Here is an 18,252-nt window from a genome sequence, read left to right as displayed (position 1 = left end):
TCCGTTTCCGGCTCGCAGAAACGCGTTGGGGATCAGCGAGCGCCGGATGTCCGGCACCGCTGACCCCCAACAACGTCGTTGTTCTCAGGTTGTCTGCAGAACGTGTTCAATTTTCTTGTGCCAGTATCTCATACCCCTGTGGCAGGGCACGATACCTGGCGTGCACCATCAGATGGTGCCTGCTCATCCCGGTGGAATCAGGCTCCGGGGGTGATGAGCTTGGCAGCGCCCTCGCGTGCCGCCTGGAAGCGAGCAGCAACGTCGTCCCAGTTCACGATGTTCCAGAAGGCCTTCACGTAGTCAGGCTTGACGTTCTGGTAATCCAGGTAGAAGGCGTGCTCCCACATATCCAGCATCAGCAGCGGCACAGTTGCCACCGGAATGCCGTTCTGCTGATCGTAGAACTGCTCAATCACCAGGTTGCCACCGAGCGGCTCGTAGGCCAGGATGGCCCAGCCGGAGCCCTGGATGGTCAGAGCGGCCTGGGTGAACTGTGCCTGGAATGCGTCGAAGGAGCCGAAGTACTCGTCAATCGCCGCGGCGATCTCACCTTCGGGACGTTCCTGGCCGTTGGGGGTCAGGTTCTTCCAGAAGATGGAGTGGTTGGTATGACCACCGAGATTGAACTGCAGGTCCTTCAGCAGCTTTGGTGTGGTGGCGTAGTCGCCCTTCTCGCGGGCCTCGGCCAGCTTCTCCAGGGCGGTATTTGCCCCGCCGACATAGGTGTTGTGGTGCTTGGAGTGATGAAGCTCCATGATGCGGCCGGAGATGTGCGGCTCCAGGGCGCCGTAGTCGTAGTCAAGCTCAGGAAGGGTGTACTCAGCCATGTGTTCCTCCTTGTGACGGGGATTTTCCTCGAGGTCGTGTGGCCTCGTTCGCCATCAATCCTATTGCGCACACCAGCTGGGCATAAGGGATTACCGACTATGACATGGGATGTTCACCAAGGGACGAAATCAGTACTCCATGTCCTCGGTGACGCTGGCCTCGGTATCTGGGATGCCCAGCTCTTCGGCGCGCTTATCCGCCATAGCGAGGAGTCTCCTGATACGACCGGCTATCGCATCCTTGGTCATGGGAGGTTCGGCCAGTCGGCCCAGCTCATCAAGGGAAGCTTGCTTATGCTGCAGGCGCAGTCGGCCGGCATATTCGAGGTGCTCAGGCACCTCTTCGCCCAGAATCTCCAGTGCACGCTCAACCCTCGCACCGGCCGCCACGGCAGCCTGCGCCGAACGCCGCAAGTTTGCGTCGTCGAAGTTGGCCAGTCGATTGGCCGTGGCACGCACTTCCTTGCGCATGCGCCGCTCCTCCCAGACCAGAAGCGTCTGGTGGGCGCCCATGCGGGTCAGCAGCTGGGCGATCGCATCTGCGTCACGGATGACTACGCGGTCCGTATTACGAACTTCACGGGCTTTGGCGGTCAGACCCAATCGACGGGCGGCACCGACGAGCGCCAGAGCGGCCTCTGGACCCGGGCAGGTGACCTCCAGGGAGCAGGAGCGCCCGGGTTCGGTCAGTGAGCCGTGAGCCAGGAACGCCCCGCGCCAGGCTGCCACGGCATCTGCCACAGAGCCGTTGACGATCACCGCGGGCAGTCCCCGCACCGGTCGTCCGCGCCCGTCCAGCAAGCCGGTCTGACGGGCCAGAGCTTCGCCTTCGCGCACGACGCGCACCACATAGCGGGAACCGCGCTTGAGGCCATTGCCGGAGACAACGATGATCTCGCAACCATGTCCGTAGACCTCCTGCAGGGCTGCGCGCAGCCTGCGAGCGGTAGCGGCGTGATCAAGCTCTGCCTCAATGACGATGCGCCGGGAGATCACGTGCAGGCCTCCGGCGAAGCGGAGCATGGCGGAGACCTCGGCCTTGCGCTCTGAGGTGGTGGTGACCTCGGCTCGTGAGAGTTCGTCCTTGACCGATTCGGTCAGCGCCATATCTTTTTCAGTTCCTCGTGGTCTGGTCGGGGCTGTCAGCGGAAGGCCATGCTACTGGACGTTGCTGCAGCTGAGAGAAAATCACTGGTGGAAGACCTCGTTGAAGGCAATCGCCAGGCGCAGCGGGTCGTGGACATCGCTGCGCTCAGAGTGCTTCACTTTGGCATAGGTGATCTCTGCGCCAAGCTGTTGAGCTGCTGCTTCAAAAGCTCCGCGCTCAGCGTCGCTGATCGAGCGCGGGTCCGCGATGATCGCGTCGATATGCAGCTCAGGGGCGTAGTGGTGAAGTACCTGCAGATGTTCCGCTGCTGTCATTCCGGAAGTCTCATCGGTGTCAGCTTTGAGGTTCATCACCACGCAGCGTCGCGCTTCAGTGTCGTAGAGGGCTGAGCGCAAGTCATGCAGCAGCAGATGCGGCAGCACCGACGTGTACCACGAGCCTGGACCGAACACGACCCAGTCCGAAAGCTCGATGGCGGTCACCGCCTCCGTGCAGGCTTCGGCCTCCGCCGGGTGGATCTGAACATCGGTAAGCCGGCCCAGCTGTCCGGCCCGAGCCAGCTCAGCCTGTGAGTAGATCCGCACTGGTTCCCCGTCGGAGTGCACGGGTTCAACGATGCCGGACATGGTCAGCGGGGTCCGGGACATAGGCAACACCTGACCACGGGCGCCCAGCAGCGCCCCCGCCCAACGCAGACCATCCACCGGGTCCCCAAGGAGCTCCCACAGTGCCACGATGAGCAGATTGCCCATTGCGTGGTTGTCCAGACTCCCGCTGACACCGTCCCGCGAGCTGAAGCGGTGCTGCATCACTTCGGCCCACGTGCGGCCCCATTCGGTGTCATCGCACAGCGCAGTCAGGGCCATGCGCAGGTCTCCTGGAGGCAGCACATCCATATCTTGGCGCAGCCTGCCAGAGGAGCCGCCGTCGTCGGCCACCGTGCAGATGGCGGTCAAGTGCTCAGCAGCGATGATCCGCAGGGCTGAGAGCGTGGCTTTAAGCCCGTGCCCTACGCCGAGCGCTGGGACACGTAGTGAGCTGCGACCCGGACTGACCACCGGGGCAGCAATAGTAGGCAGCGGTCCGGTGAACGGCTGGCTCACTATTCACGTCCCAGATCGCGGTGAACGACGTTCACGGTGACATTGGGCAGCTGATCCAGGCGGCGGGCCAGCTCTTCGCTAATGGCCACTGAACGGTGCTTGCCACCGGTGCAACCAACGGCCAGGGTCGCATAGTGCTTATTCTCTCGGCGGTAGCCGTCGAGCGCCGGCATCAGAGCTTCAACGTAGCGGTCCACGAACTCACCGGCGCCCTCATTGACCAGCACATATTCCCGCACCTTCTCGTCCTGACCGGTGAGCGGCCGCAGTTCAGGCACCCAGTGCGGGTTCGGGATAAAGCGCACATCAGCGAGGAAATTGGCATCAGCCGGCACTCCGTATTTGAAGCCGAAACTCATCACGTTCAGCCGCAGGGTGATGGGCCCGTTGTCGTTGAAGAGTTCGTTAATGGCGCTGGCCAGGCCATGGACGTTCAAGTCGGTGGTGTCCAGTACGATCTGCGCTTCGGCTTTGACGTCTTTCAGCAGCTTTCGCTCGGCGGTGATGCCATCCACGATGCGTCCCTGCCCCTGGAGCGGGTGCGGGCGGCGTCCTTGCTCGAAGCGGCGGACCAGCAGGTCATCGGAGGCGTCCAGGAACAGCATCCGATAGTGAATACCGGAAGCCTCGATCTGCGCCAGACCTTCCTGCATAGTGCTGTAGAGTCCGCGGCTGCGGACATCCAGTACCACCGCTAGCTTCTCTACGGATCCGGGGTGCCGCGCGATCAGGTCCATCATGGTGGCAATAAGCCCGGGCGGGAGTCCCTCGACCACATACCAGCCCATATCCTCCAGCGCGTGGGCTGCAGTGGTGCGGCCTGCTCCGGACATGCCCGTAATGATCAGCAGCTCGCTTTCGGGCGGCTTTACCGGCGTCAGGTCCTCGCTCATCATGTGCTCCGTTTCGGCGTCATGCATCATCGTGGCCGGGTGCCGGCCGGTCTGACTACGACTCTACCGGTCCTGCGCCGGCCTCGTCTGTGGTCTTCGTCAGGTGCTCGAGAATGCTGCGTGCAGTGTCCAGGCCGATTCCTGGTACTTCGGCTACCTGCTCCGGGGTAGCTGCCCGCAGATTCGCTACGGAACCGAAATGAGCGACGACGGCGGCGCGACGCTTGGGTCCCAGCCCTGGTACATCATCAAGTGCAGAAGCCGTCATCTGCTTGGACCGTGAGCTTCGGTGGTAGGCAATCGCGAAGCGGTGGGCTTCATCACGAATGCGCTGCAACATATACAGCGCCTCGGAGCTGCGGGGCAGCACCAGGGGGAAATCGTCCTCCGGCAGCCACACCTCCTCAAGTCGCTTGGCTAGCCCGACAACGGGCATATCCGGCAGCCCGATGGCGTCCAAAGCCGAGCGGGCTGCGTTGACCTGCGGTTGGCCGCCGTCGACGACGACAAGGCTGGGTGGGTAGGCGAACTTCGCCGATTCGCGGTCCACTACGGTGCTCTCAATGACGGTATCAGTGCCGCCTTCAGCTGAGGCCTCGGGGACGGGATCCGTGGCCTGCTCGAGCTCCTTGAGATAGCGGGAGAAACGCCGTGTAATGACATCCCGCATCGCGGAGGTGTCATCACGGGCGGCCTCGCCGCGGATGGAGAACCGTCGATAATCTTTCTTCTTGGGCAGACCGTCCTCGAGCACCACCATCGATGCCACCACATTGGTCCCGGAGGTGTGAGAGATGTCGAAGCACTCGATCCGCATCAGCGGCTCAGCCAGATCCAAGGCCTCCTGCAGCTCACGCAGCGCAGCGGAGCGAGTAGTGATGTCACTGGAGCGCCGGGCCTTGTGAAGAGTCAGCGCCTGCTCTGCGTTCTCCTGAACAGTGCCCAGCAATGCTGCTTTGTCTCCACGTTGCGGCACCCGGATCCGCACCCGGGCTCCGCGCAACTGGCTGAGCCAGGTGGTGAGCTCCTGGTAGTTCTCCGGCAGTGCTGGCACCAGGATTTCCTGAGGGATGCGTTCGGTATCTGGGATGGAACCGTACACCTGAAGGAGCAGCTGCTCCACCAGACCGGCGTCGTCGATCTCTTCCACCTTCTCGGAGATCCAGCCGCGTTGGCCGCGGATGCGGCCTTGGCGGATATGGAAGACCTGGGCGGAAGCCTCCAGCTCATCCTGTGCGAACGCGAAGATATCGGACTCCGTGTCCTCCGAGAGCACCACGGCATTTCGTTCGAAGACCCGCCGCAGGGCTTCCAAATCATCCCGGTGACGGGCCGCGTCCTCAAAGCGCAGCTCCGCAACTGCCTCCTTCATCCTGGCCTCAATGCGGCGCATATGCGGTCCGGGGCGACCGGCCATGACGTCGACAAACTCTTGGGCCAGCTCCCGGTGGTCTTCGGCGGAGATATTGCCTACGCACGGGGCCGCGCATTTGTCGATGTATCCCAACAGGCAGGGTCGGCCTGAGGCTTCAGCGCGCCTGAAAACACCCGGTGAGCAGGATCGGACTGGGAAGACCCGCAGCATGGTGTCCACAGTTTCGCGGATCGCTTTGGCCGGATGGAAGGGACCGAAGTACTTCACTCCGGGTTTCTTGTCTCCGCGCATGACCTGCACCCTGGGGTATTTCTCATTCATGGTCACCGCCAGGTACGGGTAGGACTTATCGTCCCGGTACATGATGTTGAAGCGCGGTGTGTGCTGCTTGATCCAGGTGTATTCGAGCTGAATGGCCTCCAGCTCTGAGCCCACCACCGTCCATTCCACGCTGCTGGCCGCGTGCACCATGGCGAAGGTCTTCGGGTGCAGTTGGTGGACCGACGTGAAGTAGGAGTTCAGCCGGGCGCGGAGATTCTTCGCCTTGCCCACATAGACGACTCGCCCATGCGGGTCGATAAAACGATAGACGCCCGGGTTGGTGGGGATCTCACCGGGTTTCGGTCGGTATGAGGCGGGATCGGCCATGAGCCTCAGCCTGCTTCCGCCCCCGCAGGCGGGGCGTTGTAACCGGCCGCCCGCTCCTGACCGGAAAGCTCAGCGATGGCGTCCATAATTCTGCTGGTGGCCTCGCGTCGTACCGGCAGTGGGTGCTTCTCCCCCAGCTTGTCGAAATGCAGCGGCTGGCCCACGTGCATCTCGAAGTGATGGGGTTTGATCATGTTCTTATCCGGAGCCTGAAGGTGCTGGGTCCCTTTGAGGCCGACCGGAACAACCGGAACACCAGTAGCCAATGCCAGCCAGCCGACACCGTTCTTACCGCGGTAGAGACGTCCATCGCGGCTACGAGTTCCTTCTGGGTAGATCCCGACTCCGTGGCCGGAGCGCGCGATGTCGCCCAGTTCGTAGAGCGCCTCCACCGAGGCTGATTGCTTCTGCCGCTCCACAGGTACCGAGCCGACCGACTCGAAGAAGATCTTCATAGCTTTCCCACGCAGCCCCGGCTGTGTGAAGTATTCAGCTTTGGCGAAAAAGCTCACCGGACGAGGGAAAGTCGCCTGAATCAACACCGAATCGAGAAAGGAGAGATGGTTGCTTGCGACGATGAACCCGCCCTCACTGGGCACTTTCTCCAGCCCGGTGATGGTCGGTCGGCAGGTCAACTTCACCACACCAGCGAAGCTCTTGCGGATGGCATCATGGGTGACCACCCGCTTTTCCGGGTGGTCTGCAATCTCTCGGCTCACTGAGCAGATCCTAGTTGCTTCGACCTGGTCAGCGCGATTCACTCCTTCAGGAGCGGCTTGAGGAATGCTCCGGTATGCGAACCGGTCTCCGCCGCACGGGCAGCAACCTCCTCAGGGGTCCCCTCAGCGATGATGCGCCCGCCACCAGTGCCGCCTTCGGGGCCCAAATCGATCAGCCAGTCCGCAGACTTGATGACATCAAGATTGTGCTCGATGGTCAGCACCGTATTGCCTTTGTCCACTAGTCCCTGCAATACCTGCAGCAGCTTCCGGATGTCCTCGAAGTGCAGACCAGTAGTGGGCTCGTCCAGGACGTAGATACTACGGCCATTGGACCGCCGCTGCAGCTCAGATGCGAGTTTCACGCGCTGAGCCTCACCGCCCGAGAGCGTTGTCGCCGACTGGCCCAGACGTACATAGCCCAGCCCGACATCGACCAGGGTATTGAGGTGACGTGCGATCGGCGTGAAGGCGGAGAAGAACTCCGCTGCCTCCTCAATAGGCATATCCAGAACTTCGGCGATGTTCTTTCCCTTGTAGTGGACTTCCAGGGTCTCCCGGTTGTACCGAGCGCCGTGGCATACCTCGCAGGGCACATAGACATCCGGCAGGAAGTTCATCTCAATCTTCAGCGTGCCATCGCCTGAGCAGGCTTCGCAGCGTCCGCCCTTGATATTGAAGCTGAAGCGCCCGGGCTGGTAGCCGCGTGTCTTGGCTTCCTGAGTCTCAGCAAAGAGTTTACGGATGTGATCGAAGACCCCGGTATAGGTGGCAGGATTCGATCGCGGAGTGCGTCCGATGGGGCTCTGGTCCACGTGGATGATCTTGTCCAGGTGGTCCTCGATGCCATCGATGCGCCGATGCCGTCCGGGCACCTGGCGAGCATTGTTGAGCTTATTGGCCAGCGCCTTATAGAGGATCTCATTGATCAGGGTTGACTTACCCGATCCGGAGACTCCGGTGACCGCCAGGAAGATGCCAAGCGGGATGTCCACAGTGAGGTTCTGCAGGTTGTTCTCGCTGGCATCGACGATTCGCAGTGACCGCTGCGGGTCTACCGGGCGGCGCTGGGCTGGCACGGCGATACTGCGCCGGCCCGAGAGGTAGTCGCCGGTGACTGAGCGCTCATTGGCGCGCAGCCCCTCGACCGACCCCGAATGAACGATCTGACCACCACGTTCTCCGGCACCGGGACCGATGTCCACGATCCAGTCAGCCTCTGCGATGGTGTCCTCATCGTGTTCGACCACGATGAGCGTATTCCCCAGGTCCCGCAGCCGGGTCAGCGTCTGGATCAGCCGGGTGTTGTCGCGCTGGTGCAGTCCGATGGAGGGCTCATCGAGAACATAGAGCACCCCTACCAGTCCGGAACCGATCTGAGTGGCCAGACGGATGCGCTGGGCCTCCCCGCCGGAGAGCGTGCCGGCGGCGCGTTCAAGGGTCAGATAATTGAGCCCGACGTCGAGAAGGAAATTCAGCCGCGCAAGGATCTCCTTCAGGACCTGCTCGGCGATTTTTGCATCGCGGGCTGAGAGGGTGAGGCCGTTGAAGAACGCAGCGCACTCATTCAGCGGCAAGCGGGCCACATCAGCGATGGACTTGTCCTGGACGAGCACTGACAGGCTTGCCGGGTTCAGCCGCTGACCATCACAGGCCGGGCAAGGCACCTGGCGCATGTACTGCTCGTAGCGGTCCCGGGCGTTATCCGATTCCACTTCTTCGTGCTTACGCTCGATGTATGTCAGCACGCCTTCGAAGCCGGTGGTGTAGCGCCGTTCACGGCCCCACCGGTTGCGGAACTGCACTTTGACCTTGTAGTTGCGTCCGTGCAGCAGAGCTTTCTGCACCTTCTTGGGAAGGTCTTTCCAGGGGGTGCGCAGCGAGAAGTCCAGCTCATCGGCCAGGCCTTCCATCACGCGCAGCCAGTATTCTTTGGTCCCCTTTCCTGCAGCCCAGGGGGCGATGGCGCCGTCCTCTAGGGACAGGTAGTCATCGGGAACCACCAGGGACTCATCAACTTCCAGCCGGGAACCGATTCCGGAGCAGACGTCGCAGGCGCCGAAGGGAGAGTTGAAGGAGAAAGTACGTGGCTCGATCTCATCGATCGGCAGCGGGTGCTCATTGGGGCAGGCGAGATTTTCGCTGAAGCTGCGGTACTTGGGCCCGCTCAGCTCCTCAGGGACACGGCTGGGGTCGGTGGGGCTGCCATCCTCATCCAGATCCACCATATCGATGACCACTCGGCCTTCGGCCTGCTTCAGGGCGGTCTCGATGGAGTCGGTCAGGCGCTGGCGCATGCCTTCACGGATCACCAGACGGTCAATCACCACATCGATGGTGTGCTTGTACTGCTTCTCCAGTGTCGGGGGCTCATTGAGCTGAATCAGCTCACCATCGACCACCGCACGCGCGAAGCCCTGACTGGCCAGTTCGCGGAAGAGGTCCTTGAACTCGCCCTTGCGCCCGCGCACCACAGGAGCCAGCACCTGAAAGCGGGTCTTCTCCGGTAATGCCAGGATCTGGTCCACGATCTGCTGTGGAGTCTGGCGCTCAATCCGCTCACCGCACTCTGGACAGTGCGGCACACCGATGCGGGCCCACAGCAGGCGCAGGTAATCCTGAATCTCGGTGACAGTACCTACAGTGGAGCGCGGGTTCCGGGACGTTGACTTCTGGTCAATGGACACCGCCGGTGAGAGACCTTCGATGAAGTCGATATCCGGCTTGTCCACGCGGCCCAGGAACTGGCGGGCATAGGCCGAGAGCGACTCAACATAGCGGCGCTGGCCCTCCGCAAAGATCGTGTCGAAAGCCAGTGAGGACTTACCCGAGCCGGAGAGGCCGGTAAAGACGATGAACGCATTGCGAGGCAGCTCCAGCGCCACGTTCTTCAGATTGTGCTCCCGAGCCCCCTGGACCACGATCCGGTCGGCTTCGGCTCGGCCCACTGCCCCTTGGGACGCAGCACTTGCAGAAGCCGCAGTGCCGTTGGCCCCGTGCTCTGGGGCAGGCGAGGACAGGGCGCGGTAGTAGTCATCAACGGACTCGATCACTGCGGTAGTGGTGTCAGACACGCGCACAAGTCTAAGGCCGCAACCCGATTCGAACAAGTGTTCGATTCGCTCAGTGCTTCGCTGCCAAGTCGCCCGCGAAGCGGCCGGGTCCGCGTCATGACGCCGCAGCTGGCGGTGGGAGAATGTGCCCATGCCCCTCTCCAGCGCCCCCTCCGTATCCACCGGCTTCGCCAGCAGCGTGATCTTTGACCTCGATGGCACCCTGGTGGACCCGGCTGGAGCCATCACCGGAGGCATTGCGGCCGCGCTGGCGGCCCACCGTGTACCCGTGCCCAGCCAACAGGTGCTCGACTCGATGGTGGGCCCTCCGCTGCTCACGTCGCTGAAGGCGCTGCCGGGAGTCACTCAGGAAAACGTGGCAAGCATCATGGACCATTACCGCAGCAGCTACCTGAACTCTGGTATGGCTGCGAGCAAGGTCTACCCCGGAATCAGAGAACTGCTGCAGACTCTTGGCGAGTTCGGCGTAGCCCGAGCAGTGGCCACGTCCAAGCCGGAGCCCCTGGCGCACCGGCTCTTGGAGGTCCAAGGGTTGGCGGGGCTGATCGATTCGGTCCACGGTTCGCATCCCGATGAAACAGTCCCGCACTCCGGTAAGACGGAGATCGTGGCCGCTGCACTGAGTGCAGTAGGTGCAGATGGTGTCGATGAGCACCAGCGCCGGGACCGAGTCGTGATGGTGGGCGACCGGATCTTCGACGTCGCCGGTGCCCATGCTCACGGGCTGCGCTGCATCGGGGTGACCTGGGGCTACGCGCCCGAGGGTGAACTCGAAGCGGCCGGGGCTGACCACCTTGCCGCCGATGCTGCCCAGTTAGCGGATCTGCTGCAGCAGCTGTTGGGACTGTCGTCGTCGTTGCGTTCTGCCCTGGCCTGACCGGCCAGCAGAAGATACTGGTGCAGCTCACGCATGGCGCTGACTTCCGGGCACGCCATAGACTGTGGCGCATGCCCTCGGTTAGTTCCCTGATCTACGATCTGCCCGCCATCACTGTTCGTCGTATCGCGGTGTCAGAAATGAGCAATAACGTTTATCTGCTCACCTCCAAGAAGTCAGGGGTACAGGTGCTGATCGACGCAGCCGACGACGCCGCGGCCATCAGCGAGCTGCTCTGCGCCGCTGCCGCCGACACCCCCTGCGCTCTAAACCTTCGTGCTGTGCTGACCACCCATCAGCACTGGGATCATATTCGGGCCCTGCCGGAGCTGGCCGAGAACCCTGGGGTTGAACTTGCCGCTGGAGCCGATGACGCCGCAGCCATTGAAGAGCAGAAGAGTGTCAGCATCAGCCATCGCCTGCAGCACGCAGACACTGTCCAGTACGACGGAATCAGTCTCGATGTCATCCACCTGCGCGGACACACCCCCGGCTCAGTGGCGTTTGTCTATCCGGTGGAGGATGGGCCCACCCATATCTTCACCGGCGACTCCCTCTTTCCCGGAGGCGTAGGCAAGACCTGGAGCTCCGAGGACTTCACTACCCTGCTGGACGACGTCGAGACGCGTCTCTTCGCCGAATATGACGACGACACCATCATCCACCCGGGCCACGGGGAACCCACCACGCTGGGCGAGGAAAGGCCGAAACTGGCCGAATGGCGGGAACGTGGCTGGTAAGGACTCCCCTACAGTGAGCCCCCGCCCGCTTCTGCAGAAACTGACCTCATCCCCTGAAAACCCCGGGCAGCCCCCGAGCCCGGAGGAACTCTTCGAAGCCTTCAACTCCTGGGTCACCGACCGCGGCCTGACGCTCTACCCCGCCCAGGAGGATGCCATCCTGGAGCTGGCTGATGGCGAGCATGTCATCATGGCCACGCCCACCGGCTCCGGCAAATCCATGGTGGCGCTGGCCGCCCATTTCTTCGCGCTTTCCCGGGGGCAACGCAGCGTCTACACCGCGCCCATCAAAGCACTGGTCTCGGAGAAGTTCTTCTCCCTGGTAGAAGTCTTCGGCGCCGAGAACGTCGGCATGGTCACCGGGGACTCCGCAGTCAACGCCTCCGCTCCGATCATCTGCTGCACTGCCGAGATCCTGGCCAATGAGGCCCTGCGCGATGGCGAAGAGGCCAACGTGGGTCCGGTCGTCATGGACGAGTTCCACTTCTATGCTGACCCGCACCGCGGTTGGGCCTGGCAGGTGCCGCTGATCGAACTGCCGCAGGCTCAGTTCCTGCTGATGTCGGCCACCCTGGGTGACACCACCCGCTTTGAGCAGCGGATTGCCCAGCGGACCGGAAGCGACGTCGTCGTGGTCTCCTCCGCGGTGCGTCCGGTGCCGCTGAGCTATGAGTACTCCACCGCACCGCTGACCGAGAAGCTGGAGGAACTTGCCGCAACGCACCAGGCCCCGGTGTACGTAGTGCATTTCTCCCAGCGAGAGGCTGCCGAAAGTGCTGCCGGACTGATGAGTCTGAACCTGCTCTCCAAGGCTGAGCGCGAGACTCTGAACCAACGCCTGGAACGCTTCCGCTTCGCCAAGGGCTACGGCAAAACACTGAGCCGACTGCTGAAGTCGGGGGTGGGTGTCCACCATGCCGGCATGCTGCCCAAATACCGACGGTTGGTGGAGCAGCTGGCTCAGGAGGGGCTGCTGAAGGTCATCTCTGGAACTGACACTCTCGGGGTGGGCATCAATGTGCCGATCCGCACAGTGCTGCTGACGGGCTTGAGCAAATACGACGGCGAGCGGGTCCGTCAGCTCAACGCTCGGGAGTTCCACCAGATCGCCGGACGGGCCGGTCGGGCCGGCTTCGATACCTCCGGCACAGTGGTGGTACAGGCCCCGGAGCATGTGATCGAGAATGAGCTTGCGCTGAAGAAGGCACAGGCCAAACACGGCGACGACGCGGCCAAGGTTGCTCAGGCGATGAAGTCTAAGCCGAAGAAGAAGCCGCCGGAGGGTTTCGTCTCCTGGAGCGAGAAGACCTATCAGCGGCTCATCGAGGCTGAGCCGGAACCGATGGTCTCCCGGATGAAGGTCAGCTATGCGATGGTGCTGCATCTGCTGAACCGGCCGGAGAACCCGATTATGGCGATGCGTCGACTGATCACGGCCTCGGACGAGTCCCGGGCCCGGCAGGCGCAGCTGCAACGGCGCGCTCTGCAGATTTTGCGTGAGCTGCTGGCCGCCGGGGTGCTGGAACGGCTGGAGGAACCGGATGAGGACGGGCGCACCGTTGATCTGACCCTGGACTTACAAGATGACTTTGCGCTGAATCAGCCGCTGGCTCCTTTTGCGGTGGCCGCCTTAGAGCTGCTGGATCCCGAATCAGAAACTTATGCGCTGGATGTCATCAGCGTCATCGAGTCCATTCTGGACACCCCCTATCAGGTGACCGGCGCACAGGTGAAGAAGCTCAAGGGCGAGAAGATTGCTGAGCTCAAGGCCGAGGGTGTGGACTACACCGAACGGATGCGGATCTTGGATGAGCTGACTCACCCGCGACCGCTGGCGGAGCTGCTCGAGCAGCAGTTCGAGGTGTACCGCTCCTCCGCGCCCTGGGTGGCCGATCATGTGCTGGAGCCCAAGTCGGTGGTCCGCGATATGATCGAACGGGCCTTCACCTTCGTGGATGCCGTGAACTTCTATGGTCTGGCGCGCAGCGAGGGAGTGCTGCTGCGCTATCTCTCCGACGCCTACCGCACCTTGCGTCAGACGGTGCCCACCTCGAAGGTGACTGAGGAGCTGGAGGACCTGATCGCTTGGTTGGGTGAAGTGATCGCCCAGACCGACTCTTCGTTGCTTGAAGAGTGGGAGCGCTTGGCTGCCAGTGATGATCCTGAGAAGCTGGCCGAGGTAGAACGCCGTCAGCTGGAGCAGGCTTCCGAGCCCGCCGGGTTCTCCGCCAATGTCAGGGCTTTCACTGTGCTGGTGCGCAATGCGATGTTCCGCCGAGCTGAGCTCTTTGCCCAGGAGAAGGACGAGGCGTTGGCGGCACTGGAGCGAGAACACGCAGAGTTCCTGCCTCGGGAGGGTGCACGAGCGCCGCAGACCGAATGGGCGGAGCCGGATCGCTGGGGGCAGGCGCTTGATGCGTTCTTCGACGAATACGAGGATGTGTACACCGACGCCAAGTCCCGAAGCGCGGCACTTTTCAGGCTAGACCGCCAGCCCGCCGGGCGCCCCGGGTTCTGGCATGCCGTGCAGGTCCTTGATGATGACCAGGGCAACCACGATCAGGGCATTCATGCCTGGGTGGACTTGGCTGCCTCCGATGAGGCCGAGGCAGCTGTCGTACGGGTCTACCATGTCGGCGAGCTCAGAACTGCTTAAGCTGGAGCCCATGAACGAGACTCGCCTGCTGCTCGACGGTACCCGGATCATCGACCACCGTCTCGAGGTGCCACTGGACGGTAGCGCCCCCGCTGAGCGCAACGGCAGTGAACGCATCACCGTCTACGCCCGGGAGTTCATCGGCGCCGAGGCTCAAGCCAAGGGCGAGCTGCACGTCTCTGCGCTGCCCGTACTGCTCTTCCTGCAGGGTGGCCCAGGTGGTAAGGGCAATCGGCCGGCCCGGCTTTCCGGCTGGATGGCTGAGGCGGCCAAGGACTTCCGCATCATCATGCTGGACCAGCGCGGCACTGGGCTGTCCTCCGCGCTGAACCGTCACAGTCTCACTGCTCGAGGCGCTGTGGCAGAGCAGGTAGCTTATCTCCGCCATTTCAGGGCAGACAGCATCGTCAAAGACGCCGAGGCATTACGCGAGCACCTCGGGGTGAACTCCTGGAGCGTGCTGGGGCAGAGTTACGGCGGGTTCTGCGCGCTGAGCTATCTGTCCTTTGCGCCTGAGCATCTGGACCGGGTGATGATCACCGGCGGTCTAGCACCAGTGACCGGGCACGCTGATCGGGTCTACCAGCACACCTACCGGCTGATGGCCGCTAGGAATGCCGAGTATTTTGCGCGCTTCCCGGAGGACCGGCAGCGCCTTGATGAGATCATCAGCTATGTGCGTAAGCAGAAGAGCGCCGGTGCTCCGGTGCGGCTGCTCGATGGCTCGGAGTTGACCATCCCCAGACTCCAGATGCTGGGCATGCTCCTCGGCGGCAATACCCGTGTGGACTCTCTGCACTATGTCCTCGAAGAAGCCTTCACCACTGGGGCCGACGGCGCCCAGCCGACGCTGTCCGACACCTTCCTTGCCTCCGTCGGGCAGCAGGCCTCCTTCGCCGCATCCCCCATGTATGCGGTGCTGCACGAATCGATCTACGGTCTTCCTGGAGAAACCCCCACCAATTGGTCTGCCGAACGGGTCCTTGAGCAGTTCCCGGCCTTCGCCGCCGACGCTGAGTCTCCGCTGCTGACCGGGGAGATGATCTTCCGTGAGCACGTGCAGCAGGACCCAGTCCTGGCGCCGCTGTATGAGACCGCCAACGCGCTGGCGCAGATCAGCGATTGGGATCCGCTCTACGATCTGGAACAGCTGGGCCGGAATCAGGTGCCGGCCGCAGCGGCGGTGTACACCGACGATGTGTATGTCGCTCGGGAGCTCTCGCTGGAAACCGCAGCGCGGGTGGCCAATCTCTCCGTATGGGAGACCGATGAGTTCCACCATGACGGGCTCAACGACGACGGCCCGATGATCCTGCGCGAGCTGCTCCACCGCACGGAGCACTGACCTGTGGCCGGAATACTCTCGGTTGGCCTGACCGGCGGCATTGCCTCGGGAAAGTCTGCTGTGTCGGCGCGAATGGCAGAACATGGTGCCCTCATCATTGACGCGGATCTGCTGGCCCGGCAGGTACTGGAACCTGGCACCGAGGGTCTTGATGAGGTGGTGGCCGCCTTCGGTGAGCAGGTTCTGACTACTGAGGGTGGACTGGACCGGGCCGCACTGGGCCGAGTGGTCTTTGCCGATGACGATGCCCGCGCCCGCCTCAATGCCATCGTCCATCCGCGTGTGCGTGCTGCTGCCGCGGCGCTGCGCGAAGCAGCCCCTGCCGGCAGCATCGTGGTGGAGGACATCCCGCTGCTGGTGGAGACCGGGCAGCAGGATCGGTTCGACGTCGTCGTGGTGGTTCAGGCCCCGCACTCAGAGCGTGTACGACGGATGGTGCACAACCGCGGGATGAGCCAGGATGATGCCGAAGCGAGGATCCGCGCGCAAGCCACCGATGCTGAGCGCGCCGCAGCAGCCGATGTGGTGCTCATCAACGACGGCAGCCTGGCGCAGCTGCAGCAGAAGGTTGATGAGCTGATGGTGAACCTCAGCGAACGTGTCAGGGCCACACAGTAGCCTGGTGTTATGTCTCTTGCGCCGAAGATCTCGCGGACCGTTGCTCCGTTCAAGGTGGAGAGCCCGTACCAGCCCTCCGGTGATCAGCCCAAAGCCATCGAGGAGCTCGCGACCCGTGTCCAGGGTGGCGAGAAGGACGTGGTGCTCATGGGCGCCACCGGCACAGGTAAGTCCGCCACCGCCGCCTGGCTGATTGAGCGTCTGCAGCGCCCGACGCTGGTCATGGTGCAGAACAAGACCCTGGCAGCTCAGCTGGCCAACGAGTTCCGAGAGCTGCTGCCGAACAACGCGGTGGAGTACTTCGTTTCTTATTACGACTACTACCAGCCCGAGGCCTACGTCCCGCAGACCGATACCTTCATTGAGAAGGACTCCTCGGTCAATGACGAGGTGGAGCGGCTGCGGCACTCCGCCACCAATGCGCTGCTGACCCGCCGCGACGTCATCGTGGTGGCCACCGTCTCCTGTATCTACGGTCTGGGCACCCCGGAGGAGTACATCAAGCAGATGGTGCCGCTCAAACGCGGGGACACTATCGAGCGGGACCAGCTGCTGCGCCGGTTCGTGGGCATGCAGTACGTGCGCAATGACACTGACTTCCACCGCGGGACGTTCCGGGTCCGCGGTGACACCGTGGAGATCATCCCGATGTACGAGGAGCTCGCAGTGCGCATCGAGTTCTTCGGCGATGAGATCGAGGCGATCTATACCCTTCATCCGCTCACCGGCACCGTGGTGCGCGAGGAAGAGGAAATGTACATCTTCCCCGCCAGCCACTATGTGGCCGGTGATGATCGGATGGCCAAAGCCATCACCAGCATCGAGGATGAACTGCAGCAGCGGCTGGCTGAGCTGGAATCGCAGAACAAGCTCCTGGAGGCCCAGCGGCTGCGCATGCGCACCACCTACGACCTCGAGATGATGCAGCAGATGGGCTTCTGCAACGGCATCGAGAACTATTCGCTGCATATCGACGGACGCCCGCGCGGCTCCGCGCCGCACTGTCTGCTGGACTACTTCCCTGACGATTTTCTGCTGATCGTCGATGAGTCCCATGTGACCATCCCGCAGATCGGCGGCATGTACGAGGGCGATATGTCCCGTAAACGCACGCTGGTCGAGCACGGCTTCCGGCTGCCCTCGGCTATGGATAACCGGCCGCTGAAATGGGATGAGTTCTTAGATCGCATCGGTCAGACCGTGTACCTCTCGGCTACTCCGGGCAGCTATGAGCTGGGACAGGCCGACGGCGTGGTGGAGCAGATCATCCGTCCCACCGGCCTGGTGGACCCGGAGATCGTGGTCAAGCCCACGAAGGGTCAGATCGATGACCTGCTCGGTGAAATCCGTGCTCGCACCGAACGCAATGAGCGGGTCCTGGTGACAACCCTGACCAAGCGGATGGCAGAAGACCTCACCGAATACCTGCTGGAGCACCGGGTGAAGGTGGAATACCTGCACTCGGATGTGGACACCCTCAAACGAATCGAGATCCTGCGTGAACTGCGCAAGGGGACCTACGACGTCGTCGTCGGCATCAACCTGCTGCGTGAGGGACTCGATCTGCCTGAGGTCTCACTGGTGGCCATCCTGGACGCGGATAAGGAAGGCTTCCTGCGTTCCACGACCTCATTGGTCCAGACCATCGGCCGTGCTGCCCGAAATGTCTCAGGACAGGTGCATATGTATGCCGATAAGATCACCGACTCCATGCGTCGGGCTATTGATGAGACCGAGCGTCGTCGCGAAATCCAGGTGGCCTATAACAAGGAGCACGGGATTGATCCTCGGCCGCTGCAGAAGCGTATTGCCGATATCACCGACCAGCTGGCGCGCGAGGATGCCGATACCGCGGATCTCCTGCAGGGCATGGGCGGTCTGGCCACAGGATTCACCTACGGCAAGGGGCATCGCGGCTTCACCGCCTTCCAGCAGGAGGACGACGGCGCCGCCGGTGCCGCTGCCGAGGCCACCGCACAGACCTCCGTGGCTGCAAAGACTCCAGCCACGGATCTGGCAGATCTGATCACCCAGTTGACCCAGCAGATGCACAATGCGGCTGAAGAGCTGAACTTCGAACTGGCCGCCCGGCTGCGTGATGAAATCGGAGACCTGAAGAAGGAGCTGCGGCAGATCAAAGCCGCCGAGTAATCAGCTGCTGGCGCTTGGGCGGATGAACTGGGCGCGGGCCTGATCGACCTGGGGCCTGGTGAAGCAGTCCCAGGCGTGATCGTTGAGCAGGCCCATGGACTGCATAAAAGCGAATACG

The 18,252-nt window shown here is 62.6% G+C and carries 13 protein-coding genes; 6 read left to right on the top strand and 7 right to left on the bottom strand.

Features of this window, described 5'->3' with window-relative positions:
- Window positions 1-197 precede the first annotated feature (197 nt).
- The 7 genes from TX78_RS06005 to uvrA form a co-directional block, all read right to left on the bottom strand.
- Window positions 198-827, bottom strand: a complete 630-nt coding sequence (locus TX78_RS06005; RefSeq protein ID WP_044494634.1) for a superoxide dismutase — start codon at window positions 825-827, stop codon at window positions 198-200.
- A 129-nt stretch (window positions 828-956) separates the two neighbouring features.
- On the bottom strand, window positions 957-1,934 hold the full coding sequence (gene whiA / locus TX78_RS06000; protein WP_044494632.1) for a DNA-binding protein WhiA: 978 nt from the start codon (window positions 1,932-1,934) through the stop codon (window positions 957-959).
- 81 nt (window positions 1,935-2,015) lie between these two features.
- Window positions 2,016-3,038 carry a gluconeogenesis factor YvcK family protein gene (locus TX78_RS05995; protein ID WP_049897552.1) on the bottom strand — a complete coding sequence of 341 codons (1,023 nt, stop codon included), beginning with the start codon at window positions 3,036-3,038 and terminating at the stop codon, window positions 2,016-2,018.
- Window positions 3,038-3,931 (bottom strand): RNase adapter RapZ, encoded by an 894-nt coding sequence (gene rapZ / locus TX78_RS05990; protein WP_101750625.1) that lies wholly within the window; start codon window positions 3,929-3,931, stop codon window positions 3,038-3,040. Before rapZ ends, TX78_RS05995 begins: the two co-directional genes overlap by 1 nt.
- Before the next feature lie 55 nt (window positions 3,932-3,986).
- Window positions 3,987-5,954, bottom strand: a complete 1,968-nt coding sequence (gene uvrC, locus TX78_RS05985; protein WP_044494630.1) for an excinuclease ABC subunit UvrC — start codon at window positions 5,952-5,954, stop codon at window positions 3,987-3,989.
- 5 nt (window positions 5,955-5,959) lie between these two features.
- A complete protein-coding gene (locus TX78_RS05980) occupies window positions 5,960-6,637 on the bottom strand; it encodes a lysophospholipid acyltransferase family protein (protein WP_044494945.1) in 678 nt (225 codons plus the stop codon).
- Between the two features lie 74 nt (window positions 6,638-6,711).
- Entirely contained in the window at window positions 6,712-9,693 is a 2,982-nt protein-coding gene (uvrA, locus tag TX78_RS05975; RefSeq protein ID WP_044494942.1) for an excinuclease ABC subunit UvrA, read from the bottom strand.
- A 184-nt stretch (window positions 9,694-9,877) separates the two neighbouring features.
- On the opposite strand from uvrA, the gene TX78_RS05970 reads away from it, so the two are divergent.
- From TX78_RS05970 to uvrB, 6 genes are all read left to right on the top strand, one after another.
- Window positions 9,878-10,624 carry an HAD hydrolase-like protein gene (locus tag TX78_RS05970; RefSeq protein WP_044494628.1) on the top strand — a complete coding sequence of 249 codons (747 nt, stop codon included), beginning with the start codon at window positions 9,878-9,880 and terminating at the stop codon, window positions 10,622-10,624.
- Between the two features lie 71 nt (window positions 10,625-10,695).
- Complete coding sequence (locus TX78_RS05965; RefSeq protein WP_044494941.1) at window positions 10,696-11,364, top strand: MBL fold metallo-hydrolase; 669 nt, start codon at window positions 10,696-10,698, stop codon at window positions 11,362-11,364.
- 40 nt (window positions 11,365-11,404) lie between these two features.
- Window positions 11,405-14,020 carry a DEAD/DEAH box helicase gene (locus TX78_RS05960; protein WP_407635381.1) on the top strand — a complete coding sequence of 872 codons (2,616 nt, stop codon included), beginning with the start codon at window positions 11,405-11,407 and terminating at the stop codon, window positions 14,018-14,020.
- Window positions 14,021-14,030: 10 nt separating this feature from the next.
- Window positions 14,031-15,365 carry an alpha/beta fold hydrolase gene (locus TX78_RS05955; RefSeq protein ID WP_044494939.1) on the top strand — a complete coding sequence of 445 codons (1,335 nt, stop codon included), beginning with the start codon at window positions 14,031-14,033 and terminating at the stop codon, window positions 15,363-15,365.
- 3 nt (window positions 15,366-15,368) lie between these two features.
- Window positions 15,369-15,983, top strand: a complete 615-nt coding sequence (coaE, locus tag TX78_RS05950; protein ID WP_324603310.1) for a dephospho-CoA kinase — start codon at window positions 15,369-15,371, stop codon at window positions 15,981-15,983.
- A gap of 9 nt (window positions 15,984-15,992) precedes the next feature.
- On the top strand, window positions 15,993-18,134 hold the full coding sequence (gene uvrB / locus TX78_RS05945; RefSeq protein ID WP_044494624.1) for an excinuclease ABC subunit UvrB: 2,142 nt from the start codon (window positions 15,993-15,995) through the stop codon (window positions 18,132-18,134).
- Window positions 18,135-18,252: the final 118 nt, after the last annotated feature.

Source organism: Nesterenkonia massiliensis, assembly GCF_000455245.1.
Taxonomy (GTDB): Bacteria; Actinomycetota; Actinomycetes; order Actinomycetales; family Micrococcaceae; genus Nesterenkonia; species Nesterenkonia rhizosphaerae.
The sequence above is the reverse complement of the archived record's forward strand: the minus strand, read 5'-3'. Positions and strand labels throughout refer to the sequence as shown.